This is a genomic window from Streptomyces sp. NBC_00122 (genome assembly GCF_045160845.1).
Taxonomy (GTDB): Bacteria; Actinomycetota; Actinomycetes; order Streptomycetales; family Streptomycetaceae; genus Streptomyces.
Genome location: NZ_CP108191.1, coordinates 1,535,232 through 1,561,228, shown reverse-complemented (window position 1 = coordinate 1,561,228; position 25,997 = coordinate 1,535,232). Strand labels below are relative to the sequence as shown.

At 71.0% G+C, this 25,997-nt stretch carries 21 protein-coding genes; 10 read left to right on the top strand and 11 right to left on the bottom strand.

Annotated features, from left to right (window positions below):
* Positions 1–207: 207 nt before the first annotated feature.
* Both OG737_RS07370 and OG737_RS07365 read left to right on the top strand, forming a co-directional pair.
* A complete protein-coding gene (locus OG737_RS07370) occupies positions 208–405 on the top strand; it encodes a hypothetical protein (protein ID WP_069923792.1) in 198 nt (65 codons plus the stop codon).
* Between the two features lie 10 nt (positions 406–415).
* Positions 416–1,114 (top strand): DUF4191 domain-containing protein, encoded by a 699-nt coding sequence (locus OG737_RS07365; RefSeq protein ID WP_328925326.1) that lies wholly within the window; start codon positions 416–418, stop codon positions 1,112–1,114.
* Positions 1,115–1,238: 124 nt separating this feature from the next.
* Here the strand turns inward: OG737_RS07365 and OG737_RS07360 are convergent, their stop codons facing one another.
* Positions 1,239–1,706 carry an RDD family protein gene (locus OG737_RS07360; RefSeq protein ID WP_328925325.1) on the bottom strand — a complete coding sequence of 156 codons (468 nt, stop codon included), beginning with the start codon at positions 1,704–1,706 and terminating at the stop codon, positions 1,239–1,241.
* A gap of 185 nt (positions 1,707–1,891) precedes the next feature.
* Here OG737_RS07360 and glnA point away from each other — a divergent pair, with 185 nt between their 5' ends.
* Both glnA and OG737_RS07350 read left to right on the top strand, forming a co-directional pair.
* Positions 1,892–3,301 carry a type I glutamate--ammonia ligase gene (gene glnA / locus OG737_RS07355; RefSeq protein ID WP_328925324.1) on the top strand — a complete coding sequence of 470 codons (1,410 nt, stop codon included), beginning with the start codon at positions 1,892–1,894 and terminating at the stop codon, positions 3,299–3,301.
* A gap of 152 nt (positions 3,302–3,453) precedes the next feature.
* Positions 3,454–3,993, top strand: a complete 540-nt coding sequence (locus tag OG737_RS07350) for a hypothetical protein (protein WP_405921316.1) — start codon at positions 3,454–3,456, stop codon at positions 3,991–3,993.
* A 58-nt stretch (positions 3,994–4,051) separates the two neighbouring features.
* On the opposite strand, the gene OG737_RS07345 is transcribed toward OG737_RS07350, so the two are convergent.
* Positions 4,052–4,705: a TetR family transcriptional regulator gene (locus OG737_RS07345; RefSeq protein ID WP_405921315.1), complete on the bottom strand. Its 654-nt coding sequence runs from the start codon at positions 4,703–4,705 to the stop codon at positions 4,052–4,054.
* A gap of 88 nt (positions 4,706–4,793) precedes the next feature.
* Here OG737_RS07345 and OG737_RS07340 point away from each other — a divergent pair, with 88 nt between their 5' ends.
* Complete coding sequence (locus OG737_RS07340) at positions 4,794–5,564, top strand: SDR family oxidoreductase (protein WP_328925321.1); 771 nt, start codon at positions 4,794–4,796, stop codon at positions 5,562–5,564.
* A 9-nt stretch (positions 5,565–5,573) separates the two neighbouring features.
* Here the strand turns inward: OG737_RS07340 and OG737_RS07335 are convergent, their stop codons facing one another.
* The 6 genes from OG737_RS07335 to OG737_RS07310 all read right to left on the bottom strand — a co-directional run bounded on the left by OG737_RS07335 (position 5,574) and on the right by OG737_RS07310 (position 14,942).
* On the bottom strand, positions 5,574–6,095 hold the full coding sequence (locus OG737_RS07335; RefSeq protein WP_328925320.1) for a DUF4240 domain-containing protein: 522 nt from the start codon (positions 6,093–6,095) through the stop codon (positions 5,574–5,576).
* A gap of 110 nt (positions 6,096–6,205) precedes the next feature.
* Positions 6,206–8,890: a pyruvate dehydrogenase (acetyl-transferring), homodimeric type gene (gene aceE / locus OG737_RS07330; RefSeq protein WP_328925319.1), complete on the bottom strand. Its 2,685-nt coding sequence runs from the start codon at positions 8,888–8,890 to the stop codon at positions 6,206–6,208.
* A gap of 240 nt (positions 8,891–9,130) precedes the next feature.
* Positions 9,131–9,754 carry a GntR family transcriptional regulator gene (locus tag OG737_RS07325; RefSeq protein ID WP_328930247.1) on the bottom strand — a complete coding sequence of 208 codons (624 nt, stop codon included), beginning with the start codon at positions 9,752–9,754 and terminating at the stop codon, positions 9,131–9,133.
* A gap of 134 nt (positions 9,755–9,888) precedes the next feature.
* Positions 9,889–11,676 (bottom strand): 2-oxoglutarate dehydrogenase, E2 component, dihydrolipoamide succinyltransferase, encoded by a 1,788-nt coding sequence (sucB, locus tag OG737_RS07320; protein WP_328925318.1) that lies wholly within the window; start codon positions 11,674–11,676, stop codon positions 9,889–9,891.
* Positions 11,677–11,730: 54 nt separating this feature from the next.
* The gene (gene lpdA, locus OG737_RS07315) at positions 11,731–13,119 is read right to left on the bottom strand and encodes a dihydrolipoyl dehydrogenase (RefSeq protein ID WP_328925317.1); all 1,389 of its coding nucleotides are present in this window, start codon (positions 13,117–13,119) and stop codon (positions 11,731–11,733) included.
* 287 nt (positions 13,120–13,406) lie between these two features.
* Positions 13,407–14,942 carry a leucyl aminopeptidase gene (locus OG737_RS07310; protein ID WP_405921314.1) on the bottom strand — a complete coding sequence of 512 codons (1,536 nt, stop codon included), beginning with the start codon at positions 14,940–14,942 and terminating at the stop codon, positions 13,407–13,409.
* A 364-nt stretch (positions 14,943–15,306) separates the two neighbouring features.
* On the opposite strand from OG737_RS07310, the gene OG737_RS07305 reads away from it, so the two are divergent.
* The 5 genes from OG737_RS07305 (at position 15,307) to OG737_RS07285 (ending at position 21,955) form a co-directional block, all read left to right on the top strand.
* Positions 15,307–17,316, top strand: a complete 2,010-nt coding sequence (locus OG737_RS07305) for a hypothetical protein (RefSeq protein WP_405921313.1) — start codon at positions 15,307–15,309, stop codon at positions 17,314–17,316.
* Positions 17,317–17,422: 106 nt separating this feature from the next.
* Positions 17,423–18,937: a GT4 family glycosyltransferase PelF gene (pelF, locus tag OG737_RS07300; RefSeq protein ID WP_405921312.1), complete on the top strand. Its 1,515-nt coding sequence runs from the start codon at positions 17,423–17,425 to the stop codon at positions 18,935–18,937.
* A complete protein-coding gene (locus OG737_RS07295) occupies positions 18,934–20,460 on the top strand; it encodes a hypothetical protein (protein ID WP_328925313.1) in 1,527 nt (508 codons plus the stop codon). Before pelF ends, OG737_RS07295 begins: the two co-directional genes overlap by 4 nt.
* Positions 20,461–20,486: 26 nt before the next feature.
* Entirely contained in the window at positions 20,487–21,137 is a 651-nt protein-coding gene (locus OG737_RS07290; RefSeq protein ID WP_328930246.1) for a spherulation-specific family 4 protein, read from the top strand.
* Positions 21,134–21,955 carry an endo alpha-1,4 polygalactosaminidase gene (locus tag OG737_RS07285; RefSeq protein WP_328925312.1) on the top strand — a complete coding sequence of 274 codons (822 nt, stop codon included), beginning with the start codon at positions 21,134–21,136 and terminating at the stop codon, positions 21,953–21,955. The genes OG737_RS07290 and OG737_RS07285 overlap by 4 nt, the downstream gene beginning before the upstream one ends.
* A gap of 35 nt (positions 21,956–21,990) precedes the next feature.
* On the opposite strand, the gene OG737_RS07280 is transcribed toward OG737_RS07285, so the two are convergent.
* From OG737_RS07280 to OG737_RS07270, 3 genes are all read right to left on the bottom strand, one after another.
* Positions 21,991–23,178 (bottom strand): sensor histidine kinase, encoded by a 1,188-nt coding sequence (locus OG737_RS07280; RefSeq protein ID WP_328930245.1) that lies wholly within the window; start codon positions 23,176–23,178, stop codon positions 21,991–21,993.
* A 90-nt stretch (positions 23,179–23,268) separates the two neighbouring features.
* On the bottom strand, positions 23,269–24,012 hold the full coding sequence (locus tag OG737_RS07275) for a hypothetical protein (RefSeq protein ID WP_328925311.1): 744 nt from the start codon (positions 24,010–24,012) through the stop codon (positions 23,269–23,271).
* Positions 24,009–25,916, bottom strand: coding sequence for a phosphatidylglycerol lysyltransferase domain-containing protein (locus tag OG737_RS07270; RefSeq protein WP_405921311.1), 1,908 nt, complete (start codon positions 25,914–25,916; stop codon positions 24,009–24,011). Before OG737_RS07270 ends, OG737_RS07275 begins: the two co-directional genes overlap by 4 nt.
* Between the last annotated feature and the right edge of the window lie 81 nt (positions 25,917–25,997).

Below are 25,997 nucleotides of genomic sequence, written 5' to 3'. Positions count from 1 at the left end.
GCACACAAAACATTACTAGGCAGTAATACCGCACAGGCGCGGCCCCTAGGCTCTTTCGAGGAAGAGCCCGGCGGGCCGCGTCAGTCTTTGCAACGTGTCAATCACATTTGACCGACCGGTCACGCCCTGGTAACACCGAACAGTGACGCTGAATCCACGCACCGCAATCGCACTGCCGACGTGAGTTCCGTGAAAGGGATCGACATCATGCAGGCCGCGCCCGTACGCGCCATCGCCATCCCGACGCTCTCCGACGCCTTCCGGGGCATCGAGTCGCTGCTCATGAGCGGCGCCCGGCGCAACGCCTGGACGGCGGTGCTGGAGGACCGCCGCCGGGCCAAGGACCGGGTCGAAACCGAACACGTACTTGAGGCCGCGGCGACCCGGACCCCGCAGGCCACGTAAACTTCGCTGTATGGCGAGGAAGTCAAACGCAGAGACTGCTGCGAACCCCGGGCGACTGAAGCAGATCGCCCTGACGTACAAGATGACGCGCAAGGCCGACCCGAAGGTCGGTCTGATCGTCGCGGGCGTGGGAATCGTCACCTTCGGTGTCTTTCTTGCGATCGGCTTCCTGATCGACCACCCGGTCTACCTGGGCATTCTGGGCTTCCTGGTGGCGTTCCTCGCGATGGCGATCGTCTTCGGGCGACGAGCCGAGCGGGCTGCCTTCGGGCAGATGGAGGGACAGCCGGGCGCGGCCGCGGCCGTACTGGACAACGTGGGCCGGGGCTGGACGACCACCCCGGCGGTCGCGATGACCCGGCAGCAGGACATCGTCCACCGGGCCGTCGGCAAGGCCGGCGTCGTGCTGATCGCCGAGGGCAACCCGAACCGCGTGAAGCCGCTGCTCGCGAACGAGAAGAAGAAGCTGGCCCGGATCATGCCGGACGTGCCGGTGCACACCTTCATCGTGGGTACGGGCGAGGGCGAGGTGCCGCTCAAGAAGGTGCGCACCACCCTGCTCAAGCTGCCGCGCGTGCTGGCCGGACCGCAGATCACCCAGGTCAACGACAAGCTGCGGGCCATGGGTGACCTCATGAGCAACATGCCGCTGCCGAAGGGCCCGATGCCGAAGGGCATGAAGATGCCGCGCGGCGGGAAGATGCGCTGACCCGCTGACCTGATTTTCGTATACGACACAGGGGCGCCCCCCGAGCCGCGCGGCTCGGGGGGCGCCCCTGTGTCCGTGTCGTCGTGTGTGCCGTCCTGCCCGTCCTGCCTGCCTGCCGCAGGCCTCAGATGCGCACCTGGACGGCGCGCGCGAGCCGGTCGTGCAGGCCGCGGCCGTCACGGTCCCAGATCAGCGCGGGGATGACCAGGGCCAGCAGCAGCGTGCGCACGATCACCCGGACGGCGCCGAGGCGGCCGCCGTCCTCCGAGATCACTCGGATCCCCACGATCCGCTTGCCGGGGGTGAAGCCCACGGTGCCGACCGTGAGGATGCTCAGAGCCAGGAAGAGCCACAGCGTCCAGCTGCGCGCGGCGGCCATGTCGCCGCCCGTGACCAGCCCGTAGGCGATCAGCAGGCAGCCGGTCCAGTCGAGGGCGACACCCGCGAGCCGGCGGCCGAACCGGGCCACGGACCCGGGCCCCTGCTGAGGCAGGCCGAGCCGTTGGCCCGGATGGCCGAAGTCGACGCCCATCTCCTCCGCGGCCGCGCGGGGGCCGGAGAGCCAGGATCCGAATGCTTGCCTGTTGTCCACCCGACCACGGTACCGGTGCTGCCTCACGGCCTTCGGACGGGACCCTGGTTAACGTGTGCGAAACAAATGGGTCATGCTTGAGAAATCCCGTCTGCTTATGGTCGGGTCAGCGTGCGGCACCGCACTGACGCACCACGAGCTATGCAACCCGTCCCTCCCCCGGGGCCGGGAGTAGGAGGAGTTGGATGTTCCAGAACGCCGACGAAGTGAAGCAGTACATCGAGGAGAACGACGTCAAGTTCGTCGACGTCCGCTTCTGCGACCTGCCTGGTGTGATGCAGCACTTCACCATCCCGGCGCGGGCGTTCGACCCGGCGGAGGAGCTCGCCTTCGACGGCTCCTCGATCCGCGGCTTCCAGGCCATCCACGAGTCCGACATGGCTCTGCGTGCCGACATCACCACGGCCCGCCTGGACCCGTTCCGCCGTGACAAGACGCTGAACATCAACTTCTTCATCCACGACCCGATCACGGGTGAGGCCTACAGCCGCGACCCGCGCAACATCGCGAAGAAGGCCGAGGCGTACCTCGCCTCCACCGGCATCGCCGACACCGCGTTCTTCGGCCCCGAGGCCGAGTTCTACGTGTTCGACAGCGTGCGCTTCGCGACCTCCGCGAACGAGGGCTTCTACCACATCGACTCCGAGGCCGGCGCCTGGAACACCGGTTCCGAGGAGAACAACCGCGGCTACAAGGTCCGCTACAAGGGTGGTTACTTCCCCGTAGCCCCGGTCGACCACTTCGCCGACCTGCGCGCCGAGATCTCCCTCGAACTGGACGCCCAGGGCCTCCAGGTCGAGCGCCAGCACCACGAGGTCGGCACCGGTGGCCAGGCCGAGATCAACTACAAGTTCAACACGCTGCTCGCCGCGGCCGACGACCTGATGCTCTTCAAGTACGTCGTGAAGAACGTCGCCTGGCGCAACGGCAAGACCGCGACCTTCATGCCGAAGCCGATCTTCGGTGACAACGGCTCGGGCATGCACGTGCACCAGTCGCTGTGGGCCAACGGCGACCCGCTGTTCTACGACGAGGCCGGCTACGCGGGCCTGTCGGACACCGCCCGCTACTACATCGGCGGCATCCTCAAGCACGCCCCGTCGCTGCTGGCGTTCACCAACCCGACGGTGAACTCGTACCACCGCCTGGTGCCGGGCTTCGAGGCGCCGGTCAACATGGTGTACTCGCAGCGCAACCGCTCCGCCGCCATGCGCATCCCGATCACGGGCTCGAACCCGAAGGCCAAGCGCGTCGAGTTCCGCGCCCCGGACCCGTCGTCCAACCCGTACCTCGCCTTCTCGGCGCTGCTGCTCGCGGGCCTCGACGGCATCAAGAACAAGATCGAGCCGATGGAGCCGATCGACAAGGACCTCTACGAGCTCTCGCCCGACGAGCACGCGAGCGTCCCGCAGGTCCCGACCAGCCTCGAGGACGTCCTCAAGGCGCTGGAGGCGGACCACGAGTACCTCCTGGCCGGCGGTGTCTTCACCCCCGACCTGATCGAGACCTGGATCGACTACAAGCGCACGCACGAGATCGCCCCGATCGCGCAGCGTCCGCACCCGCACGAGTTCGAGCTCTACTTCGACCTGTAAAAACGCTGTAAAAATGCCTGGTGAAAGGCCCCCCACCGCACTCCTCGGAGCGCGGCGGGGGGCCTTTCTGCTTTGACAGCGCGACGAGCCCGAGTGAGGGTTGAAATGTCCTAAAGGCCGAATAAGCGAAACGTGTTCGGAGGTGCGTGAACATGCGCCGTAGGATCATCGCGGCTGCCATGGCGGGCGCCGCAGGAGTCGCCATCGGTCTGATGCCGGTCGGCACCGCCTCGGCCACTTCCACCGGTGGCGGTACGTGGAGGTGCTCGGACGGGCGCTGGAGCGACTGGCGCTGGGACGAGTGCTGCAACCGCGACTGGCGCGACCGCCCCAGCTGGTGCTGGGACGACGGCGGAGTCGGCGGCGACGGCCGTAACAACCGCTACGACTGGGGCTACTGGAACGACTCGAACTGGAACGACTCGGGCCGTGGCGGTGACGGCGGCAACTGGAACTGGAACGACTCGGGCCGTGGCGGTGACGGCGGCAACTGGAACTGGAACGATTCCGGCAGCGGCGGTGACGGCGGCAACTGGAACTGGAACGACTCCGGCGGCAACGGTGACTGGGGCAACGGCCGTGGCGGTGACGGCGGCGGCAACGGTGACTGGGGCAACGGCGGTGGCGGCAGCGGTGACTGGGGCAATGGCGGTGGCGGCGACGGTGGCGGAGGCTGGGGCGGCGGCCGCTGACGCCTGTGAGGACACAGAGGGCCACCGGGCGGACCAGATGCCCCTGCCGCGCTGACGATCAGCGCAGCAGGGGCATCGCGCCGGTGAGGTCGTGCAGGCAGCGGACCGCGAGTTGGGCCGGGGAGCCGGGGCCCGACACCGGGTCGTCCGTCGTCGACCACAGCTCCAGCGAGATCCGGATCGCGTCCGTCGCCGCCGCGGCGAGCAGGCGGACGCCCAGAGGGTCCGCCTCGGCGCCGGCCAGCCGGGCGACCACCGGGACCAGGCGCTCCTCGGAGTCCTGGTTCACCCGGTACCAGACCGCCCGCAGGGCCTCGTCGGTCGCCGCCGCGCGCAGCAGGCCGCGGGTTACCTCCAGGCCCTCCTCGACCGTCTGGGAGTCGCTCAGTGACCGCCTGACGGCGCGCTCCAGGGCCTCGGCGAGGGGGGTGCCGGGATCCTCCTCGGCGAGCAGCGCGCGCCAGGCGTCGCCGCCGCCCGCCAGCAGCGGGGCCACCGCCTCCTGCTTGTTGCGGAAGTAGCGGTAGAACGTGCGCAGCGCCACCCCCGCCCGGTGGGCGATGTCCTCGGCGGTCGTGCCGTCGGGGCCGTGCGCGGCGAACAGTTCGCAGGCCGCGCGGGCGATGTCGAGCTGGGTGGCGGCCTTGCGGCGCTCGGTCAGCGACTGGGCTCCGGGGTCGGCCTGGGGGGAGTACGGGCGAGGGGATCTCACGGGGTGAAGCCTACCTCCCGGTACCACGACATATTGCAGTGATTGCCACTCTGGCAAAGCGTGTCATCGCTTCGGTACGCTCACCCCCATGAACCGTTTCGAAGGACGTCGCGTCCTCATCACCGGCGGCGGCTCCGGCATCGGCCGCGCCACCGTCCACCGCATCCTCGCCGAGGGCGGCCGCGTCCACACGGTGGACGTCAGTGAAACCGGCCTGGGTGAGACCGCCGGCCAGGCCGCCGCTGCCGGAGTCGCGGACCGCCTCACCACCGGCGTCCTGGACATATCCGACGAGAGCGCCGTCAAGGAGGGCGTGGCCGCCGCCGTCGGCACGCTCGGCGGGATCGACGTACTGGTCAACGCGGCCGGCATCCTGCGCTCCGCCCACACCCACCAGACCACGCTCGACTTCTGGAACAAGATCATCGCGGTCAACCTGACCGGCACCTTCCTGATGATCCGGGAGTCGCTCCCGGCGCTGCTGGCGGGCGACCGGCCGGTCGTCGTGAACTTCAGCTCCACCTCGGCGTCCTTCGCGCACCCCTACATGTCCGCCTACGCGGCCAGCAAGGGCGGCATCCAGTCCATGACCCACGCGCTGGCCGCCGAGTACAGCAAGCAGGGCCTGCGCTTCGTCTCCGTCGCGCCCGGCTCCATCGAGAGCGGCATGACCACCGGGACCGGCCCCGGCCTGCCCGAGGACACCGACTGGTCCCTCTTCGCCAAGCTCGCCCCGGCCATCGGCCAGGGCTTCGCCGGCCCGCAGACCGTGGCCGGCGTCGTCGCCATGCTGGCGTCCGAGGACGGCGCCTTCATCACCGGTACGGAGATCCGCATCGACGGCGGCACGCACTACTGAGCAGCGCCGTCAGCTTCTGAAGCGGTCCCAGAGCCGGGGGAAGCGCTCCGCGAGCACGGCTTCGTTCTCGAAGTCCAGCGGGGTGCCCTCCGGCTCTGCCGGTTGCAGCGGCACGCCCAGATCCGGCGCCACCACCCCGGTCAGCTGCTCGTACGCCTCGTCGGCCGCGTACCCCAGCTCCTCGCCGTCCCCGTCGATCTCCTCGTCGAAGTCGCCCAGCAGCTCCGCCAGATGGTCCGGGTCGTGCACCCCGCCCTCGAACACCTCCCGCCCCTGGCCGATCAGCCAGCAGCGGAAGTAGTCGAACGCGTCGTCGCTCGCGCCGTCGAGCAGCACCCAGGCCGCGCCCCACAGGTCCCAGGTGTACGCCCGGTTGTACCGGGACTCGAAGTGCCGGGCGAAGTCCAGGACGGAGTCGGGGTCGAGCTGCGCCAGCCGCTCCACGAGCAGCTCGGCGTGCTCCTCGGGGTCGCCTTCGGCGGCCTCGCGGGTACGGTCGACGATCTCCCAGAACTCCGTCTCGTCCATCACCGCTCCAGCATCACGGGTCCGACCCGCCGCCGCCACCTCGTACACGGCGAAAGGCCGGTGTCCACCCCCCAAGGGGCGAACACCGGCCTTCACGATCGGTCGTGCACGGCTCAGAGGCCGTAGCGCTCCCGGGCCTCCTTGACGGCGGACGCCGGAACCTCGCCGCGGCGGGCGAGCTGGGCCAGCGCGGCCACCACGATCGACTGGGCGTCGACACCGAAGTGGCGGCGGGCGCCCTCACGGGTGTCCGACAGGCCGAAGCCGTCCGTACCCAGCGAGGTCCAGTCCTGCTCCACCCACTGGCTGATCTGGTCCGGGACCTGGCGCATCCAGTCGGAGACGGCGAGCACCGGGCTGGTGACGCCCTCCAGCGCGCGGGTCACGTACGGGGTGCGGAGCTCGCCGCGCAGCAGCGCCTCGTCGCACTCCAGCGCGTCGCGCCGCAGCTCGCCCCAGGAGGTGGCGGACCATACGTCGGCGGCCACGTTCCAGTCGGCGGCGAGCAGCTGCTGCGCCTCCAGCACCCAGTGGATGGCCGTACCCGAGGCCATGAGCTGGATCTTCGGCGCGTCGGCGGCCGGGGCCGCCTCCGCCAGGTCCGCCGCCGTGTTGAAGCGGTACAGGCCCTTGAGGATGCCTTCCTCGACGCCCTCGGGCATCGCGGGCTGCGGCTTCGGCTCGTTGTAGACCGTCAGGTAGTAGAAGACGTCTTCCGGCTTCTCGCCGTACATCCGGCGCAGACCGTCCTTGACGATCACCGCGATCTCGTACGCGAAGGCCGGGTCGTAGTTGAGCGACGCCGGGTTCGTGGACGCGATCAGGTGCGAGTGGCCGTCCGCGTGCTGCAGGCCCTCACCGGTCAGCGTGGTGCGGCCGGCGGTGGCGCCCACGATGAAGCCCTTGCCGAGCTGGTCGGCGAGCTGCCACATCTGGTCGGCGGTGCGCTGCCAGCCGAACATCGAGTAGAAGATGTAGAAGGGGATCATCGGCTCGCCGTGCGTCGCGTACGACGTGCAGGCGGCGATGAAGTCGGCCATGGCGCCGGCCTCGGTGATCCCCTCGTTGAGGATCTGGCCGTCCTTGGCTTCCTTGTAGTACATGAGCTGGTCGCGGTCGACAGGCTCGTACGTCTGACCCAGCGGCGAGTAGATGCCGGCCGACGGGAAGAGCGACTCCATACCGAAGGTACGGGCCTCGTCGGGGACGATCGGCACCCAGCGCTTGCCGGTCTCCTTGTCCCGCATCAGGTCCTTGACGAGCCGGACGAAGGCCATGGTGGTGGCCATCTCCTGCTTGCCGGAGCCCTTGAGCAGCGGGGCGAAGGAGCGCTCGGCCGGAGCCGGCAGGGCCACGTGCTTGACCTTGCGGGCCGGGGCCGGGCCGCCGAGGGCCGCGCGGCGCTCGTTCAGGTACTGGACCTCGGGGCTGTTCGCGCCCGGGTGGCCGTACGGGACGACGCCGTCGGCGAAGGCGCTGTCCGGGATCGGGAGGCCAAGGAGGTCACGCATGTCCTTGAACTCGTCGATCGTCAGCTTCTTCATCTGGTGGTTCGCGTTCTTCGACTCGAACCCGGCACCCAGCGTGTAGCCCTTGACGGTCTGCGCCAGGATGACCGTCGGCGCGCCCTTGTGCTCCAGGGCGGCCTTGTACGCGGCGTACACCTTGCGGGGCTCGTGGCCGCCGCGGGAGGAGTGGAAGCACTCGGCGATCTTCGCGTCGGACAGGACGCCCGCCAGCTGCACGAGCTCGGCGTTGGCGCCGAAGAAGTGCTGGCGGATGTAGGCCACGTCGCGGGTCGCGTACGTCTGGAACTGCGCGTCCGGTACCTCGCGCAGGCGGCGTACGAGGGCGCCCGTGGTGTCGAGCTGGAACAGCTCGTCCCAGGCGGAGCCCCACAGCGACTTGATGACGTTCCAGCCGGCGCCGCGGAACTGGGCCTCCAGCTCCTGGACCACGCGGAAGTTGGCGCGGACCGGACCGTCGAGGCGCTGCAGGTTGCAGTTGATGACGAAGGTCAGGTTGTCGAGCTGCTCGCGGGAGGCGAGGGCCAGGGCGGCGGTCGACTCGGGCTCGTCCATCTCGCCGTCGCCCAGGAAGGCCCAGACGTGCGAGTTGGCGGTGTCCTTGATGCTCCGGTTCTGCAGGTAGCGGTTGAAGCGCGCCTGGTAGATCGCGGAGAGCGGGCCGAGGCCCATGGACACCGTCGGGAACTCCCACAGCCACGGCAGGCGCCGCGGGTGCGGGTAGGACGGCAGGCCGTTGCCGCCGGACTCCTGGCGGAAGTTGTCGAGCTGCTGCTCGGAGATGCGCCCGTCGAGGAAGGCGCGGGCGTAGATGCCGGGGGAGGCGTGGCCCTGGATGTAGAGCTGGTCGCCCGATCCGTCGGCCTCCTTCCCGCGGAAGAAGTGCTGGAAGCCGGTCTCGTACAGCCACGCGGCGGAGGCGAAGGTGGCGATGTGGCCGCCGACGCCGTACTTGGAGCCGCGGGTCACCATGGCGGCCGCGTTCCAGCGGTTCCAGGCGGTGATCTTGGCTTCCATCGCCTCGTCACCGGGGAACTCCGGCTCGGCGGCGGTGGGGATGGTGTTGACGTAGTCCGTCTCCAGCAGCTTCGGCAGGGCGAGGCCGGCGGCCTCGGCGTGCTGGAGCGTGCGGCGGAGCAGGTATTCGGCGCGGCGCGTACCGGCGGCCTGTGCGACGGCGTCGAGGGAGGCCGCCCATTCGGCGGTCTCCTCGGTGTCGCGGTCCGGGAGCTGGTCGAGCTCGCTCGGAAGCTTTCCTACGGGGTCGGACATCGGTGTGCGCCGCCTTCCGGACAAAGGAGAGGTGGTGAAAAAATCCCTGACGGGCAGGACAGGGTCGTCGGACCTGGTTGAGGTCCGCGACGACTGTAAATCGCTGATCGATGATCGATCAAATAAAAGTGACGAAGAAACGTCCATATGACAAAAGTCGGCACCGCGTGCCAGGAACCAAGGCACGCAGTGCCGGTCAAATCGGGACGATACGACGCGGTCAGGCGGGGTCGGGCGTGGTCAGGCGCGCGGAGCGCACCCCAGGACGTGCCGCTTCACCAACAGGCCGATGTCCGGGTCCTGGCTGCGGAACGCCTCGACGAGGGCTTCGTGCTCCTCCGCGTAGGACTTCTGGACCGTACCCAGCCACCGGATGGACAGGGCCGTGAACACCTCGATGCCCAGGCTTTCCCAGGTGTGCAGCAGCACGCTGTTCCCGGCCGCCCGCACCATCTCGCGGTGGAAGCCCACCGTGTGCCGCACCTGCGCCGTGCCGTCCTTGATGCGGTCGGCCTCCCACAGTGCGGCGACGTGCGGCTCCAGGGCCGTGCAGTCCGTCGCCAGCCGGGGCGCGGCCAGCTCGGCCGCGATCTGCTCCAGGCCGGCCCGGACCGGGTAGATCTCCTCCAGGTCCGCCGCCGACAGATTCCGTACGCGCACACCCTTGTTGGGCGCCGACTCGATCAGCCGCAGCGTCTCCAGCTCGCGCAGGGCCTCGCGTACGGGCGTCTGGCTGACCTCCAGCTCCACGGCGATCCGGCGCTCGACGATCCGCTCGCCGGGCTTCCAGCGCCCGCTGACGATCCCCTCCACGATGTGCTCGCGGATCTGCTCGCGCAGCGAGTGCACGACGGGTGGGGTGATCATCGGCGGTTCATCTCCTGGTGTGTGTGCAGGGTCGATACGGGGCCTGATGCGTAGACAATACGGCGGCGCCCCCGCCCGGGAGTATCCCGGACGGGGGCGCCGACAGTGAGGCTGGTTACAAGCCGTTCGGCTCAGAGACCGAGCTCGACCTCGAACTCGCCGGCCTCGAGGATCGCCTTGACGGCCGAGAGGTACCGGGCCGCGTCCGCGCCGTCCACCAGGCGGTGGTCGTAGGACAGGGTCAGGTACGTCATGTCGCGGACGCCGATGACGGTGCCCTCGGGGGTCTCGATGACCATCGGGCGCTTGACCGTGGCACCGATGCCCAGGATGGCGACCTGGTTCGGCGGCACGATGACGGTGTCGAACAGCGCACCGCGCGAGCCGGTGTTGCTGATGGTGAAGGTCGCGCCCGACAGCTCGTCCGGCGTGATCTTATTGCCGCGGACCTTGCCGGCCAGGTCGGCGGTCGCCTTGGAGATGCCCGCCAGGTTGAGGTCACCGGCACCCTTGATGACCGGGGTCATCAGGCCCTTCTCGGAGTCCACGGCGATGCCGATGTTCTCCGAGTCGAAGTAGGTGATGGTGCCCTCGTCGTCGTTGATCCGGGCGTTGACGACCGCGTGGGCCTTCAGCGCCTGGGCGGCGGCCTTGACGAAGAACGGCATCGGCGAGAGCTTGACGCCCTCACGGGCCAGGAAGGACGCCTTCGCCTGCTCGCGCAGCTTCATGATCTTGGTGATGTCCACCTCGACCACGGAGCTGAGCTGAGCCTGCGAGTGCAGCGCCTTCATCATGTTGTCGCCGATGACCTTGCGCATGCGGGTCATCTTGACGGTCTGGCCACGCAGCTCGGAGACCGCGGCGGCCGGAGCCTTGGCGGCCGGGGCGGCGGCGGCCGGAGCCGGCGCGGCGGCGGCGGCCTTGGCGGCCTCGGCGGCGGCGAGGACGTCCTGCTTGCGGATGCGGCCACCGACACCGGTGCCCGAGACCGTGGACAGGTTGACGCCGGACTCAGAGGCGAGCTTGCGCACCAGCGGGGTCACGTAGGCGCCCTCGTCGCCGGCCTGGACCGGGGTGACGGGAGCGGCCGGGGCGACCGGAGCCGGAGCGGCGACCGGGGCCGGAGCGGCCACGGGAGCCGGGGCAGCCACGGGAGCCGGAGCGGCCACGGGAGCCGGGGCAGCCACGGGAGCCGGAGCGGCAGCGGCCGGGGCGGCCACGACCGGAGCCGGGGCGGCGACCGGAGCGGCAGCCTGGACCGGAGCCGGGGCGGCGGCGGCCGGGGCGGCGGCGGGAGCCGCGCCCGCGACACCGATGACGGCCAGGCGGGCGCCGACCTCGGCGGTCTCGTCCTCGCCGACCAGGATCTCCAGCAGCGTGCCGGAGACCGGCGCCGGGATCTCGGTGTCGACCTTGTCCGTGGAGACCTCGAGCAGCGGCTCGTCGGCCTCGACGGACTCGCCGACCTGCTTCAGCCAGCGGGTGACGGTGCCCTCGGTGACGGACTCGCCCAGGGCGGGGAGCACGACATCGGTGCCGGACGCGGCCGGAGCGGCGGCGGCGGGGGCGGGGGCCTCGGCGACCGGCGCGGGAGCCGGGGCCGCGGGGGCCTCGGCGACCGGAGCCGGAGCGGCGGGGGCCTCGGCGGCCGGAGCGGCAGCCGCGGCCGGCGCGCCGGAGCCGTCGTCGATGACGGCCAGCTCGGCCCCGACCTCGACGGTCTCGTCCTCGGCGACCTTGATGGAGGCCAGGATGCCCGCCACGGGGGAGGGGATCTCGGTGTCGACCTTGTCGGTCGAGACCTCGAGCAGCGGCTCGTCGGCCTCGACGCGCTCGCCCTCGGCCTTCAGCCAGCGGGTGACAGTGCCCTCAGTGACGCTCTCACCGAGCGCCGGAAGGGTTACGGAAACCGACATGGTTTCTGTTGCTCCTAACGAAAGTGCGGAAGTGGTCGTCGCGCCCAGTGACGATTAGTCGTGTGCGTGCAGCGGCTTGCCGGCGAGGGCCAGGTGGGCCTCGCCCATCGCCTCGTTCTGCGTCGGGTGCGCGTGGATGAGCTGCGCGACCTCGGCCGGCAGGGCTTCCCAGTTGTAGATCAGCTGGGCCTCGCCGACCTGCTCGCCCATCCGGTCACCGACCATGTGGACGCCGACCACGGCACCGTCCTTGACCTGGACGAGCTTGATCTCGCCCGCGGTCTTCAGGATCTTGCTCTTGCCGTTGCCCGCAAGGTTGTACTTCAGGGCCACGACCTTGTCCGCACCGTAGATCTCCTTGGCCTTGGCCTCGGTGATGCCGACGGAAGCGACCTCGGGGTGGCAGTAGGTGACGCGCGGGACACCGTCGTAGTCGATCGGGACGGCCTTGAGGCCGGCCAGACGCTCCGCGACCAGGATGCCCTCGGCGAAGCCGACGTGCGCGAGCTGGAGGGTCGGGACGAGGTCACCGACGGCCGAGATGGTCGGCACGTTGGTCTGCATGTACTCGTCGACCAGGACGTAGCCGCGGTCCATCGCGACGCCCTGCTCCTCGTAGCCCAGGCCCTGCGAGACCGGGCCGCGGCCGACGGCGACCAGCAGCACCTCGGCCTCGAAGGTCTTGCCGTCGGCCAGCGTGACGCGCACGCCGTTCTCGGTGTACTCGGCCTTGTCGAAGAAGGTGCCGAGGTTGAACTTGATGCCGCGCTTGCGGAAGGCCCGCTCCAGCAGCTTGGAGCTGTTCTCGTCCTCGACCGGAACGAGGTGCTTGAGGCCCTCGATGACGGTGATGTCGGAGCCGAAGGACTTCCACGCCGAGGCGAACTCGACGCCGATGACGCCACCGCCGAGGACGATCGCGGACTCGGGCACGCGGTCCAGGACCAGCGCGTGGTCCGAGGAGATGATGCGGTTGCCGTCGATGTTCAGGCCCGGCAGCGACTTCGGCACGGAGCCGGTCGCCAGCAGGACGTGGCGGCCCTGGATGCGCTGGCCGTTCACGTCGACGGAAGTCGGGGAGGAGAGGCGGCCCTCACCCTCGATGTAGGTCACCTTGCGGGAGGCGACCAGGCCCTGCAGACCCTTGTACAGGCCCGAGATGATCTCGTCCTTGTACTTGTGGACACCCGCGATGTCGATGCCCTCGAAGGTGGTCTTCACACCGAACTGGGCGGCCTCGCGAGCCTGGTCCGCGATCTCACCCGCGTGCAGCAGAGCCTTCGTGGGGATGCAGCCGTTGTGCAGGCAGGTGCCACCGAGCTTGTTCTTCTCGATCAGGGCAACGTCCAGACCCAGCTGGGATGCGCGCAGCGCCGCGGCGTAACCGCCACTGCCACCGCCGAGGATCACTAGGTCGAAAACGGTGCTGGCGTCGTTCGCCACGTCACGTCCTCCATGCATGTGCGCCGGGCACCGGTCCTCTGTGACCGGGCGGCGGCTGGTAATCGGCCGCTTGTTTCTTCGGCCCTGTGGTGGGGGCCCTGTCCTGCCGAGAACCCATCTTCGCATTTGTCGGGGGAACGCGGGACGGCGGGCCCGGTCTGTGGCAGGTGCTTCTGTCCGAAGCAGGGGTTACCGAAGCGTAGAAACCTACGGATTTCGTTGAGAGCTGAACGCGCCCCGGGACCTGATCATGGTCCCGGGGCGAGTCACGTCTCACATGTGGTGCGTCAGCCCAGGTCGCCCGTGGCCGTACGCTCGGCCAGCCGCACCAGGGTGCGCACGGCCGAGCCGGTGCCGCCCTTGGGCGTGTAGCCGTACGGCGCGCCCTCGTGGAAGGCCGGGCCCGCGATGTCGAGGTGGGCCCAGGTGATGCCCTCGCCGACGAACTCCTTCAGGAAGAGGCCGGCCAGCAGGCCGCTGCCCATGCGCTCACCCATGTTGGCGATGTCGGCGGTGGGGGAGTCCATGGACTTGCGCAGGTCCGCGGGGAGCGGCATCGGCCACGAGGACTCGCCGACCTCCTCGGCGATCTCGTGGATCGACGTACGGAAAGCGTCGTCGTTGGCCATGATGCCGAAGGTGCGGTTGCCCAGGGCCAGCACCATGGCGCCGGTCAGGGTGGCCACGTCGACGATGGCGTCCGGGTTGTCCTCCGAGGCCTTGGTCAGCGCGTCGCCCAGGACCAGGCGGCCCTCGGCGTCCGTGTTGAGCACCTCGACGGTCTTGCCGCTGTACATGCGCAGCACGTCACCGGGCTTGGTGGCGGAGCCGGACGGCATGTTCTCGGCGAGCGCCAGCCAGCCGGTGACGTTCACCTGGAGGCCCAGCTTCGCGACCGCGACGACGGAGGCGAAGACGGCGGCGGCGCCGGCCATGTCGCACTTCATCGTCTCGTTGTGGCCGGCCGGCTTCAGGGAGATGCCGCCCGAGTCGTAGGTGATGCCCTTGCCGACGAAGGCCAGGGTCTTCTCCGCCTTGGGGTGGGTGTAGGTGAGCTTCACCAGGCGCGGCAGGTTCTCGGACCCCTTGCCGACGCCCATGATGCCGCCGAAGCCGCCCTTGACCAGTGCCTTCTCGTCCAGGACCTGGACCTTGACGCCGTGCTCCTTCGCGGTCGCGGAGGCGACCGCGGCGAAGGCCTCGGGGGTCAGGTCGTTCGGCGGGGTGTTGACGAGGTCGCGCGCGATGTTGACCTCGGTCGCGACGACGGTGGCGCGCTCGGCCGCGGCCTTGTGCTCCTTGTCGCGCGGCTTGGCGCCCAGCAGGGCGATCTCGGCGAGCGGCTGCTTGGGGCCGCTGTTCTTGTCGCCGGCGGCCTTCTTCTCGCCGCCCTGGTAGGCGGTGAAGGCGTACGCGCCCAGCAGCGCGCCCTCGGCGACGGCGGTGACGGCGGAGGCGTCGTCCAGGGGAAGGGCGAAGGCGGCCTTCTTGGAGCCGTGCAGGGCGCGGGCGGCGGCGCCGGCGGCGCGGCGCAGCGCCTCCTCGTCGAACGACTCGTCCTTGTCCGGAACGGCGCCGAGTCCGACCGCGAGCACCATCGGGACCTTCAGGCCCGCCGGGGCCGGCAGCTTGGTGATCTCGCCTTCGGCGCCCGAGGCGCCGACCGCGTCGAGCACGGCGGCGAGCTTACCGTCGTACGCCTTGTCCACGGCCTCGGCGCCCGCGGCCACGACCGGGCCCTTGGGGCCCTTCGCGACACCGACGACGAGGGCGTCGGCGCGCAGCGTAGCCGCGCCGGAGGTGCTGAGAGTCAGAGCAGTCACGGTGGTGAAGTCTCGCTTCCGTTTGTATGTGTGGGCCGAGTGGGTGGACGGCCATCCGTAGCGATCGTATTCGGGCCCGACGGCCGCCAGAAATGAGCCTACGCGCACGGGCTCTTCCGTACGTCACTCGAAGGTTTGGCAAGTTGTTCGATCAGGACGCCTGCAGATTCACCCATCTGTGGACTCTGCTCCAGGTTTGCCCCGTAGACCTGACGAGGTCCGAAAGACTCGGTCCACTCTCGCAAGGGGACGCGGGGTTCCTTTGCATGATTTCCACAGAGCCTCCCCGGCCCGGCCGACCGCCATAGGGCCGTGTCGAGGGATGCCTGCGGGGGGAAAGGCCGAAATGGTCAATAAGAACCGGATGAACAGGATCGCCGCCGCCATGGCCGCGGCAGCCCTGGTGTCCGTGGCAGTACCTGCCGCGACCGCCCAGGCGGCCACGGCCGCGCGCATCGACCTGAAGGTGCTGGTCGTCGACGACGGCGGCAGCTCGGTCGAGGCGATCACCGCGGAACTCCGGGACACCGGAGTCCCGTACACCCGTGTGCAGCTGGGCAGCAGCGGCCGCCCGGTCATCAACGCGGGCTTCCTCAGCGACACGGTCGACGGCCGTCCGCGCGCCAAGTACCAGGGCGTCGTCCTGCCGAACGAGAACCCCTTCGGCGAGGGCTCGGCCGAGATGGCCGCGCTCACCGCGTACGAGACGACGTACGGGATCCGCCAGGTGGACGCCTACACCTGGGCCCACCCGGGCGTCGGGCTGGAGTACACCGACAACGGCGGGTACAGCGGCCAGCTCGACGGCACCCAGGCCGCGGTCACCGCGGCCGGCAAGGCGGGCCCCTTCGCCTACCTGGGGGGCCAGGTCACCTTCGAGGACAACTCGGCGCTCGTGCCCGAGAGCTACGGCTTCATGGGCAAGCCGCGCACCGGCTACACCAGCTACCTCGACGCCCCCGTCGGTTCCGGCCGGGCCTCGCTCGTCGGCGAGTACACCCACGACGGGCGCAGCGAGCTGGTCGTCACCTTCGGCTACAACCAGTACCAGCAGCAGTTCCGGCTGCTGGCCCGGGGCATCGTCGACTGGCTCACCCAGGGGGTCCACCTCGGCCAGAGCCGCAGCTACTTCGCGGTCCACGTCGACGACGTCTTCGCCCCCGACGCCCGGTGGAGCAAGGAGCTCAACTGCACGCCCGGCGACTACGCCTGCGCCGGCGGCGAGGGCAAGGAGAGCACCATCCGGATGACCGCCGCCGACGCCGTCTACGCGGCGCAGTGGCAGCAGTCCAAGGGCTTCAAGCTCGACATGCTCTTCAACGCGGGCGCCGGAGAGGAGTGGAAGGCTTCGAACGGCGGCACCGACGCCCTCACCGCCCAGCTCGTCGCCGACCGGGCCAAGTACCGCTGGATGAACCACACCTACACGCACCCCTTCGTCGGCTGCGTCCAGGACACCACCACCACGCCCTGGACGTGCACGAAGAACGCCGCGGGCGCCATCAACTGGATGAGCCGTGCGGAGATCTCCGCGCAGATCCGCGACAACAACAACTGGGCCGCGGCCAAGGGCATCACCACCGACCGGACCGAGCTCGTCACCGGCGAGCACTCGGGCCTCAAGACCCTCCCGCAGCAGGCCCAGGACAACCCCAACCTGGCCGGCGCGCTCGCCGACAACGGCGTCAAGTGGGCGGGCAGCGACAACTCCCGCGAACCCGCGCAGCGGGCCGTCGGCGCCGCCCTCACCGTGCCCCGCCACCCGATGAACGTGTACTACAACACGGGCACCAACGCGGAGATGGCCGACGAGTACAACTGGATCTACGCCAGCCGCGCGGACGGCGGCAGCGGCATCTGCGAGGACAACCCGGCGACTTCCACCTGCCTGCCGGCCGCGCTCGACGTCAACACCGGCTACCTGAACTACATCGTCCCGCAGGAGGCCCGGACCGCCCTGCGCCACGTGCTGGCCAACGACCCCCGCCCGCACTACGTCCACCAGTCCAACCTCGCCGAGGACCGCACCCTCTACCCGGTGCTCAACCAGGTCCTCGACACCTACCGCGCCCTCTACGCGCCCAGCGCGCCGATCGTCAACCAGACGATGAAGGAAGCCGGCGTCGAGCTCGGCCGCCGCACCGCCTGGGACAAGGCGCTCGCCGACGGCAAGGTCACCGCCTACCGCATCGGCACCGCCGTCACCGTCAAGGCGCCCTCCGGGGTCGTCGCCCCGGTGACCGCCCCCAACGGGACCAAGAAGCAGCTCGTGCTCGGCACCGCCGACTTCGGCACCGCCTACGCGGGCACCCGCTCCAGCTGGACCCAGCCCGAGCTGCTCCAGAGCGCCGTCACGCTCAAGCTGCCCGCCTGACCGTCCGGGCCGACCAGCAGCAAGCCGCTACGAGAACCACCTAGCGCCGGCGCTCCGCGACACCACGGGCGCCGGCCCCTTTTTCCGTCCTGGGGGGACACACCGCATGAGCCATGGGCGTCATGTCACCATGCTCACCGAAGGCACCTATCCGCACGTCCACGGGGGCGTCAGCACCTGGTGCGACCAACTGGTCCGAGGCATGCCGGAGGTCGACTTCAACGTCATAGCCCTGACCGGCTCCGGACGCGAGCCGGTTACCTGGGAACTCCCGCGCAACGTCTACCGGCACACCGTCGTACCGCTCTGGGGGGCCACTCCCCGGCGCGGCCGCCGGTCCGTCCTGCGCGGCAAGGCCCACCGCCGTTTCACCGAGGTCTACGAAACCTTCCTGCTCTCCCTGCTCGACCCTGGCCACGGGGGATTCTCCGGGGCCCTGCGCGAACTGGCCGTCCTCGCCCGGGCCGGGAAGCTCGCCCCGGCCCTGCGCTCCGAGTCCGTCCTGCGCCTGCTGATGGACGTATGGACCCGCCCGGGCCTCGCCGTCGCCGCCGCCGAGCCCACCATCCACGACGCGCTCACCGCCACCGACCTGCTGGAACACGCGCTGCGCCCGCTTTCCGTGCGGATCCCGCCCGACAGCGTCGCGCACGCCGTCAGCAGCGGCCTCGCCACCCTCCCGGCCCTCGCCGCCGCCTACCTCGACAAGGTGCCCTTCCTCCTGACCGAGCACGGCATCTACCTGCGCGAGCGCTACCTCGGCTACCGCAGCGCCGCACAGCGCTGGCCCGTCAAGGCGCTCATGCTCGGCTTCTACCGCGAGCTCAACACCGAGGGCTACCGGCAGGCCGACCTGATCACCCCCGTCAACCAGTACAACCGCCGCTGGGAGGAGCGCGGAGGCGCCGCCGCCGACCGGATCCGCACCGTGTACAACGGCGTGGACCCGTACGCCTTCCCCGAGGCCGGCCCCGAACCCGAGGTGCCCACCCTCAGCTGGTGCGGCCGCATCGACCCCATCAAGGACCTCGAAACCCTCATCCGGGCCTACGCCTTCATGCGCGTGGAGATGCCGGCCCTGCGGCTGCGCCTCTTCGGCCCGGTGCCGGCCGGCTGCGAGGAGTACAAGCTCCGCCTGGAGAAGCTCGCCGCCGAGCTCGGGGTGACCGACGGGGTCTCGTACGAGGGCCGCATCGAGCAGGTCGCGCAGGCGTACGCGGCCGGCAGCGTCGTGATGCTCTCCTCCATCAGCGAGGGCTTCCCCTTCAGCATCATCGAGGCCATGTCCTGCGGCCGCACCACCGTCTCCACCGATGTCGGCGGGGTCCGCGAGGCCGTCGGCGACACCGGCCTCGTCGTCCCGCCGCGCGAGCCCGAGACCATGGCGCGCGCCACCCTCGCCCTGCTCCGCGACGACGAACGCCGCGCCGAGCTCGGCCGGATGTCCCGCAAACGGGTGGTGGAGAAGTTCACCCTCCACCAGTCCGTGGACGGCTTCCGGCACATCTACAGGGAACTCGCCGGCCAGCCGGTCCTGCCCGTCCGCGAGGGCGACGACTGGACCCAGCGGCTCGCCGACCCCTGGTACCGCGAACTCGCCGCAGACGGGAGCCTGTGGTGAGCGGATCCCTCTGGCTCAAGGTCCCGGGCGGCGACACGCTGCCCGCGATCCCGCGGCCCCGGCGTACCGTTCCTCCGGCCGCCGACCCCATGGACGAACTCGCCGAGCGCTTCGACGTGTTCATCGCCTCCGCCGTCCACCCCGACGAGATCGCCGCCGTCCTCGAATCCGACGGCATGACCGACGAGCACATCCGGCTCACCTACGGCCGCCACGACTCCTTCGCGCTCGCCGAGGAGCTCTACGCCCGGGTGCCGCGCTCCTTCCCGGAACCCGACGGCGTCCCCGACCCCTGGAAGGTCTCCCTCACCGCCTGCCTGCTGCGCGGGGTGATCTTCGCCCTGCCCGGCCTGGCCTACGTGCTGGGCGCCCCCCTGCTCGAAGGGCCGAAGGACCGCCTCGGCCTGCCCGCCGGGACCCTGACCCTGCTCGCCGGGGCGCTCATCGGCTGGGTGTGGGACCAGACCCTCTCCCACCGGGCCTACTCCTGGCTCGGGCTCGGCGACCGGGCCGCCGCCGGGCGGACCCTGCTCGCCGGCGCTCCCGCCGGGTCCCTGCTGGGCACCGCCGCCGCACTGGCCGTGCCCGGCGGGCCGCCCTTCTCGTACGCCTTCGCGGCCGGACAGGCCCTCTACGTCGGCGCCGCCACCGTCCTGCTCGTCCTCGGCCGGGAGCGGGTCCTGCTCGCCGCGCTCGGCCCGATGGCCGCCGGGGCCCTGCTCGCGCTCTTCGTGGACCTGCCCGTGCCGGTCCGCGTGACCCTGCTCGTGGTGTCCCTGCTGGCGGCCTGCACCCTGGCCGTACGGGAACTCCCGCTGGCCGAGGGCGCGCGGGCCGCCGCCGCCCGCGTACGCGGCTGGGCGGCGCGCCGCCCGGGAACGGGTCCCGTGCTCTGGCGGATGCTGCGCGGCCCCGAGGAGGAGTACGCCCCGCGCGGGCCGCGGCTGGGGGACTCCGTCCCGTACGGGGTCTTCGGCCTCGGGACCGGCCTGCTCGTGCTGTACGCCGCCCTCGGGGAGGTGCTCGCCGGGGGGCCCGCCGAGGCCGTCGCCGCCCCCTCGGCGGTGGCGCTCACCCTCAGCATGGGTCCCGCGGAATGGCTCCTGCACCGGTTCCGCAGCGGCAGCCTCGCCGGACTCCGGGCGGCCCGCTCGCCCGAGGCCTTCCGGCGCCGGATGCTCTCCACGCTGGCCCAGTGCCTCGCCGCGTACCTGACGGTGCTGCTGGCCCTGGGACTGGCCGGCACCCTGCTCTGGCCCGGCGCCCCGGCCCTGACCGGGGTCCGCGCTCTGACCCTGCTCCTCCTCGGCGCCGTGATGTGGACCGGGCTGCTGCTCCAGTCGTTCGGGGCGGTCCGGCCCGCGGCCGTGGTCTGCGCCTCGGCAGCCGTGGCCCAGAGCCTGGCCCTGCTGACCGGGCTGGGAGCGCCGCGGGCGGTCCAGCTGGTGGTGGCGGCCGCCGCCGCGGCCACCCTCGCCGTCCTGGTCTGCCTGCGCCTCGGCCGTGCGACGGCCCACCGGTGAACGATGTGAACGCGAAGAAGGACCCCATGCTGCTGGTGCCCCTCTACGAGCACCCCGCCGACCGGCCCGAGGAGTGGGAGCGGCTCATCCGCTCCGCGGGCCGGCTCCACTCGGTGGTGCTCAACCCCGACAGCGGGCCGGGCGACGCCCCCGACGAGCGGTTCGCGCTCGTCTCCGAACGGCTGCGCGCGGCCGGGGTGGCCGTCCTCGGCTACACCGACACCGACTACGGGCGCCGCCCGCACGCCGCCGTGGTGCGCGACCTGCTGCGCCACCGCGACTGGTACGGCACCGACGGCGCCTTCCTCGACCAGGCGGCCTCCGGCCCGGAACTGCTGCCGCACTACGGGCGGCTCGCCGTGGCCGCCCGGGCCGCGGGCGCCCGTACCCTCGTCCTCAACCACGGCGTCCACCCGCACCCCGGCTACGCCGGCCTCGCCGACCTCCTCGTCACCTTCGAGGGGCCCTGGGACGCGTACGAGGACGCGGCCCCCGTACCGCCCTGGACCGCCGACCACCCCGCCCAGCGGTTCTGCCACCTCGTCTACGCCGTCCCGCCGGGCGCGCCCGCCGCCGAACTCGCCGAGCAGCGGCGGGCCGCGGTGCACTGCGCGGTCCCCGGGACGGGCGCCCACCCGTGGGGGACCCTCCCGTACGCCCTGGAGGCCACGGCATGAGGCCCGGGACGCGATGGCGGCTGCTGTTCCTCGTACCGCTCCTGCTCCTCGCCGCCTGCACCACCGAGGGGTCCGACGAGGGGCCCGACGACGTGTCGCCGGCCCCGGCGCCCGGGCAGCGCTGGCAGCCCGGGCCCGGCGTCAGCTGGCAGTGGCAGCTCACCGGGAAGCTCGACACCTCGGTGCGGGCGGCGGTGTACGACGTCGACGGGTTCAACACGACCAAGGAGCAGGTAGCCACCCTGAAGCGGGCCGGCCGCCGGACCATCTGCTACCTCTCCACCGGGGCCTGGGAGGACTTCCGCCCGGACGCCGCCGCGTTCCCCGAGTCGATCCTCGGCGAGGGCAACGGCTGGGAGGGCGAGCGCTGGCTGGACATCCGGCGGCTCGCGGAGCTGGAGCGGCTGATGGCGAAGCGGTTCGACATGTGCCGGGACAAGGGCTTCGACGCGGTGGAGCCGGACAACATGGACGGCTACGCCAACGAGTCGGGCTTCCCGCTGACCGCCGATGACCAGCTGCGCTACAACCGGCTGATCGCGAAGCTCGCCCACGACCGGGGCATGGCGGTCGGCCTGAAGAACGACCTCGACCAGATCCCCCAGCTGGTGGGGGAGTTCGACTTCGCGGTCAACGAGCAGTGCGCCCAGTACGAGGAGTGCGAGCGGGTGACCCCGTTCATCCAGGCCGGGAAGGCGGTCTTCCACGTCGAGTACGAGCTCAGGGCGAGCCGCTTCTGCGCCGCCACGCGCAAGCTGAAGTTCAGCTCGATGGAGAAGAAGTCCGACCTCGGCCCCTGGCGCAAGGCCTGCCCCTAGCCCCTAGCCCTAGCCCCTGGGCCTGTGGACAGGATCTAGCCCACCGGAAGGATCGCGTGCACCCGGTAGCCGCCCCCGTACCGGGGCCCCGCGAAGCAGGAGCCGCCCAGGGCGCCGGTGCGCTCGCGCATGCCGAGCAGGCCGTGGCCGCCGCTGTCGTCGGGCTCCGGCGCGGAGTCCGCCGGGTCGGCGGGCGGAGCGCCTCCGTCGTCCAGGACGGTCACCTCCACCGAGGTTCCGACCCGGACCACGCTCACCTCGGCGCGCGCCCCCGGCCCGGCGTGCTTGCGTACGTTGGTCAGCGCCTCCTGGACCACCCGGTACGCGGCGAGGTCCACCGCGGCGGGCAGCGGGCCGTCCGCGCGCCCCAGCTGGACGATGACCTCCACCGGCAGCCCGGCGTGCCGGAAGGTGTCCACCAGCTCGTCCAGGACGGACAGTCCGGGCGCGGGCTCGGTCGGCGCCTCCGGGTCGCCGGACTGGCGCAGCAGCCCGACCGTCGCCCGCAGCTCGTTCAACGCCGAGCGGCTGGCGTCCCGTACGTGGGCCAGGGCCTCCTTGGCCTGGTCCGGGCGCTTGTCCATGACGTGCGCGGCGACCCCCGCCTGCACGTTCACCAGCGCTATGTGGTGGGCCACCACGTCGTGCAGGTCCCGGGCGATCCGCAGCCGCTCCTCGGCGACCCGGCGCCGCGCCTCCTCGTCCCGGGTCCGCTCGGCGCGTTCGGCCCGCTCCCGGATGGCGTCGACGAAAGCCCGCCGGCTGCGTACGGCGTCACCGGCGGCCGCGGCCATCCCGGTCCAGGCGAAGATCCCGATGTTCTCCTGCGCGTACCAGGGCAGGGGCCCGGCGAGCATGGCCACGCCCGTCAGCCCGGCCATGGTGAGCAGCCCGATCCGCCAGGTCGTGGGCCGGTCGGTGCGCGCGGCCACCGTGTACAGGGAGATCACCGTGCACATGGCGACGGGCGCCCGGGGCTCCCCGGTGGTCAGCTCCAGCAGCGAGAGCCCGCAGGTCACGGCGAGTACGGTGCGCGGCCGTCGGCGCCGGAACACCAGGGCGGCCGCGCCGAGCAGCATCAGCAGCAGCGAGAACGGCTCGGGGGTCCGCGTCCCGAAGGTGGGCCCGTGCGGCCCGTGCGGATCGGCGAACGACCCGAGGACCATGGAGACGAACACCCCGAACGCGAGCACGGCATCGGTGGCGAGCGGGTGGGTCCGCATCCACTGCCGGGTGGGCGCGAACGGCCCGAGGTCTGTCGTCACCCCGATACCGTACGGCCTGCCCCGGCCGGACCGTTCAGGCCGCCCGGCTCAGGCCGCTTCGCCCCGGCCGTGCCGTCCCGTCCGGGTGTCCAGCGGCGGCGGGCGGCTGCCCAGCGGCAGCCGGGAGCGCTCCGGCCCCCATTTCGTGCGGACCACGCAGACGGCCATCACGGCGGCGATGGCCGCGAGGTGCTCCTTGCCGGCCAGGTTGTCCTTGACGAGCACCTCGCCGATCATCACCAGGACCACCGCGGCGCCGGTCACGTACGCCCGGTAGCGCCAGCAGACGTAGATGGCGAGGCCGACCACCGCCGCCGAGGGCCCGGTGTCGTTGACGATCCGGTCGGACACGGGCAGGCCGAAGGGGTGGTCGGGGCCCAGCGAGAGCCCGATCCGCGCGTAGGTGGTCCCGGCGAGCGTGGCGACGTAGCCGATCACCAGCGTGCGCCACCAGCCGATGCAGATCTCCGAGATGCCGAAGACGAGCAGGATCTGCGCGAGCGCGCCCCATACCGGCAGGTCCAGGGCGGGCACGAACAGCGACAGGGGGGTCCGCAGCACGGCCAGCCACAGCGGGTCGACGGCTTTGACCGACCCGAGGTTCTGGACCGGCTGGAACCCCCAGGAGGTGTTCTGCACGATCTGGAAGACCGAGGTCAGGCAGACCGCGCCGAGGGTCATCGGGATCGCGCGCCATTTCTCGTGGACGAGCGCGTCCCGGACGGTCCAGAACAGGGGCCCCCACTCGCGGCGCGCGAACCGCCGCAGTGAGGAGGTGTTCCACGCTGTCAACGGCGCGTCTCCAGGTGTCTGCGGTGCAGCCACTTCGGCAGACCGGGAGCTTCGAGGAAGCCCTCGGCCCGGCCCGCCGCGATTCCGATCCGCAGCAGGTCCGAACTCTTCTCGAAGAGCATGAACCGCGGTTCCCAGATCGGCCGGTATTTGGCGTTGGCCCGGTAGAGGGACTCGATCTGCCACCAGCGGGAGAAGAAGCTCAGCAGCGAGCGCCACATCCGCAGCACCGGTCCCGCGCCGAGCCGGGACCCGCGCTCGAAGACGGACCGGAACATCGCGAAGTTCAGCGAGACCTGGGTGACCCCGATCTCCTTGGAGCGTTCCAGGAGTTCGATGACCATGAACTCCATCAGGCCGTTCTCGGAGTCCCGGTCACGGCGCATCAGGTCCAGCGACAGGCCCTGGGGCCCCCACGGTACGAAGGACAGCACGGCCCGCAGATCGCCGTTGCCGTCGGTGCACTCCAGCATCACGCACTGGCCGTCGCCGGGGTCGCCCAGCCGGCCCAGCGCCATCGAGAAGCCGCGCTCGGTCGCGCCGTCGCGCCAGTCGTCGGCGCGGGTGAGGAGGACGTCCATCTCCTCGGCCGGGATGTCGGCGTGGCGGCGGATGCGGACGGTGTACCCGGCCCGCTTGACGCGGTTGTACGCCTGCCGGACGGTCCGCATGGCGCGGCCCTCCAGGGTGAACTCGGCGGTCTCCACGATCGCCTCGTCACCGAGCTCCAGCGCGTCCAGGCCGTGCCGGGCGTAGATCTGCCCGGCCTCCTCGCTCGCGCCCATCACGGCGGGCACCCAGCCGTGTTCGCGCGCCTCGGCCAGCCACGGCTCGATGGCGCCGGGCCAGGCCTCGGGGTCGCCGATCGGGTCGCCGGAGGCCAGCGAGACCCCGCCGACGACGCGGTAGGTGACGGCTGCCTTGCCCGTGGGGGACCAGATCACGGACTTCTCGCGGCGCAGTGCGAAGTAGCCGAGCGAGTCGCGGTCGCCCTGCCTGGCGAGCAGCGCCCGCAGCCGCTCCTCGTCGTCCTCGGAGAGGGGGTCGACGGCGCGGCGCGAACGGAAGGCCGCGAACAGCACGGCGAGCAGCAGGAGCATCGACACCACGTTGATGAACACGTCCACCCAGCCGGGCGTGGTGATGTTGCCGTAGGTCTTGGCGTCCGGGTCCAGGGTGATGAGCCGCATCGCGCCGTACCGCCAGCGGGTCAGGAAGGTGGCCCCGGCGGCGTCGGGGGAGGTGTTGGTGGCGCCGACGAGCAGGGCCGCGACCAGCGAGGTGAACAGCAGGCCGACGGCCGCGACGACGGTGGCGAGCGCGGGGTTGGAGCGGTCGCCCTTGGCGTAGAACTCCCGGCGCCCCAGCAGCAGTGCGGCGACGAAGGCGGCGGTCAGGCCCAGGGAGACCCAGTTCTGCGCGTGCTCGCGGAACTCGGGGTAGCAGTCGCCCGGGGACCAGTCGGCGCACGGGACGAAGGCCGCGCGGGCGAAGTCGATCAGCATCATCCCGCCCAGGACCAGGTTCAGGATCCAGGCGGCCCGCTTGCGGCGGCCCATGGTGACCGCCAGCAGCAGGCAGAACAGCCCGGAGGCGAAGCCGGCCGTGAGCAGGTACGGGGTGTAGAAGTTCTCGGTGTTGTGCCGACGCAGATCCTGCCCGAGCGAAACCCACACCGCGCTCAGGAAGTTGACGAAGGTGACGGCGCGCAGATACCACACCGCGAACGCGGCCCCGCGCCGTGATCGGGTGCTCCCCCGGCCGGTCTCCCGGCCGGTCTCCCGGCCGCCCCCCGCCGTCTTGCCGGCGGGGTCGCCGCCGGTCTCTTTCCTGCCGGATGCCGGTCCGGGTACCGGTACGGTGCCGCGGTCGGTCTCTGCGCTGGTCAAACGGACCTCTCCCATAAAAAGCGATCATATGGGGCATCGCTGTCCATAGTGGGCCGGTCGGGGTTCGCGGACTGGTCAGGACCGCGGGCCCCGGTG

Bases quoted from the DNA above. Each gene is read 5' to 3' on its own strand.
- OG737_RS07340 (WP_328925321.1), top strand. From the start codon at position 4,794: ATGAACCGTTTCGAAGGACGTCGCGTCCTCATCACCGGCGGCGGCTCC.
- sucB (WP_328925318.1), bottom strand. From the start codon at position 11,676: ATGTCGGTTTCCGTAACCCTTCCGGCGCTCGGTGAGAGCGTCACTGAG.
- OG737_RS07305 (WP_405921313.1), top strand. From the start codon at position 15,307: ATGAACAGGATCGCCGCCGCCATGGCCGCGGCAGCCCTGGTGTCCGTG.
- OG737_RS07370 (WP_069923792.1), top strand. From the start codon at position 208: ATGCAGGCCGCGCCCGTACGCGCCATCGCCATCCCGACGCTCTCCGAC.
- aceE (WP_328925319.1), bottom strand. From the start codon at position 8,890: ATGTCCGACCCCGTAGGAAAGCTTCCGAGCGAGCTCGACCAGCTCCCG.
- OG737_RS07270 (WP_405921311.1), bottom strand. From the start codon at position 25,916: ATGGGAGAGGTCCGTTTGACCAGCGCAGAGACCGACCGCGGCACCGTA.
- OG737_RS07285 (WP_328925312.1), top strand. From the start codon at position 21,134: ATGAGGCCCGGGACGCGATGGCGGCTGCTGTTCCTCGTACCGCTCCTG.
- glnA (WP_328925324.1), top strand. From the start codon at position 1,892: ATGTTCCAGAACGCCGACGAAGTGAAGCAGTACATCGAGGAGAACGAC.
- OG737_RS07290 (WP_328930246.1), top strand. From the start codon at position 20,487: ATGCTGCTGGTGCCCCTCTACGAGCACCCCGCCGACCGGCCCGAGGAG.
- OG737_RS07365 (WP_328925326.1), top strand. From the start codon at position 416: ATGGCGAGGAAGTCAAACGCAGAGACTGCTGCGAACCCCGGGCGACTG.
- OG737_RS07350 (WP_405921316.1), top strand. From the start codon at position 3,454: ATGCGCCGTAGGATCATCGCGGCTGCCATGGCGGGCGCCGCAGGAGTC.
- pelF (WP_405921312.1), top strand. From the start codon at position 17,423: ATGAGCCATGGGCGTCATGTCACCATGCTCACCGAAGGCACCTATCCG.
- OG737_RS07280 (WP_328930245.1), bottom strand. From the start codon at position 23,178: ATGCGGACCCACCCGCTCGCCACCGATGCCGTGCTCGCGTTCGGGGTG.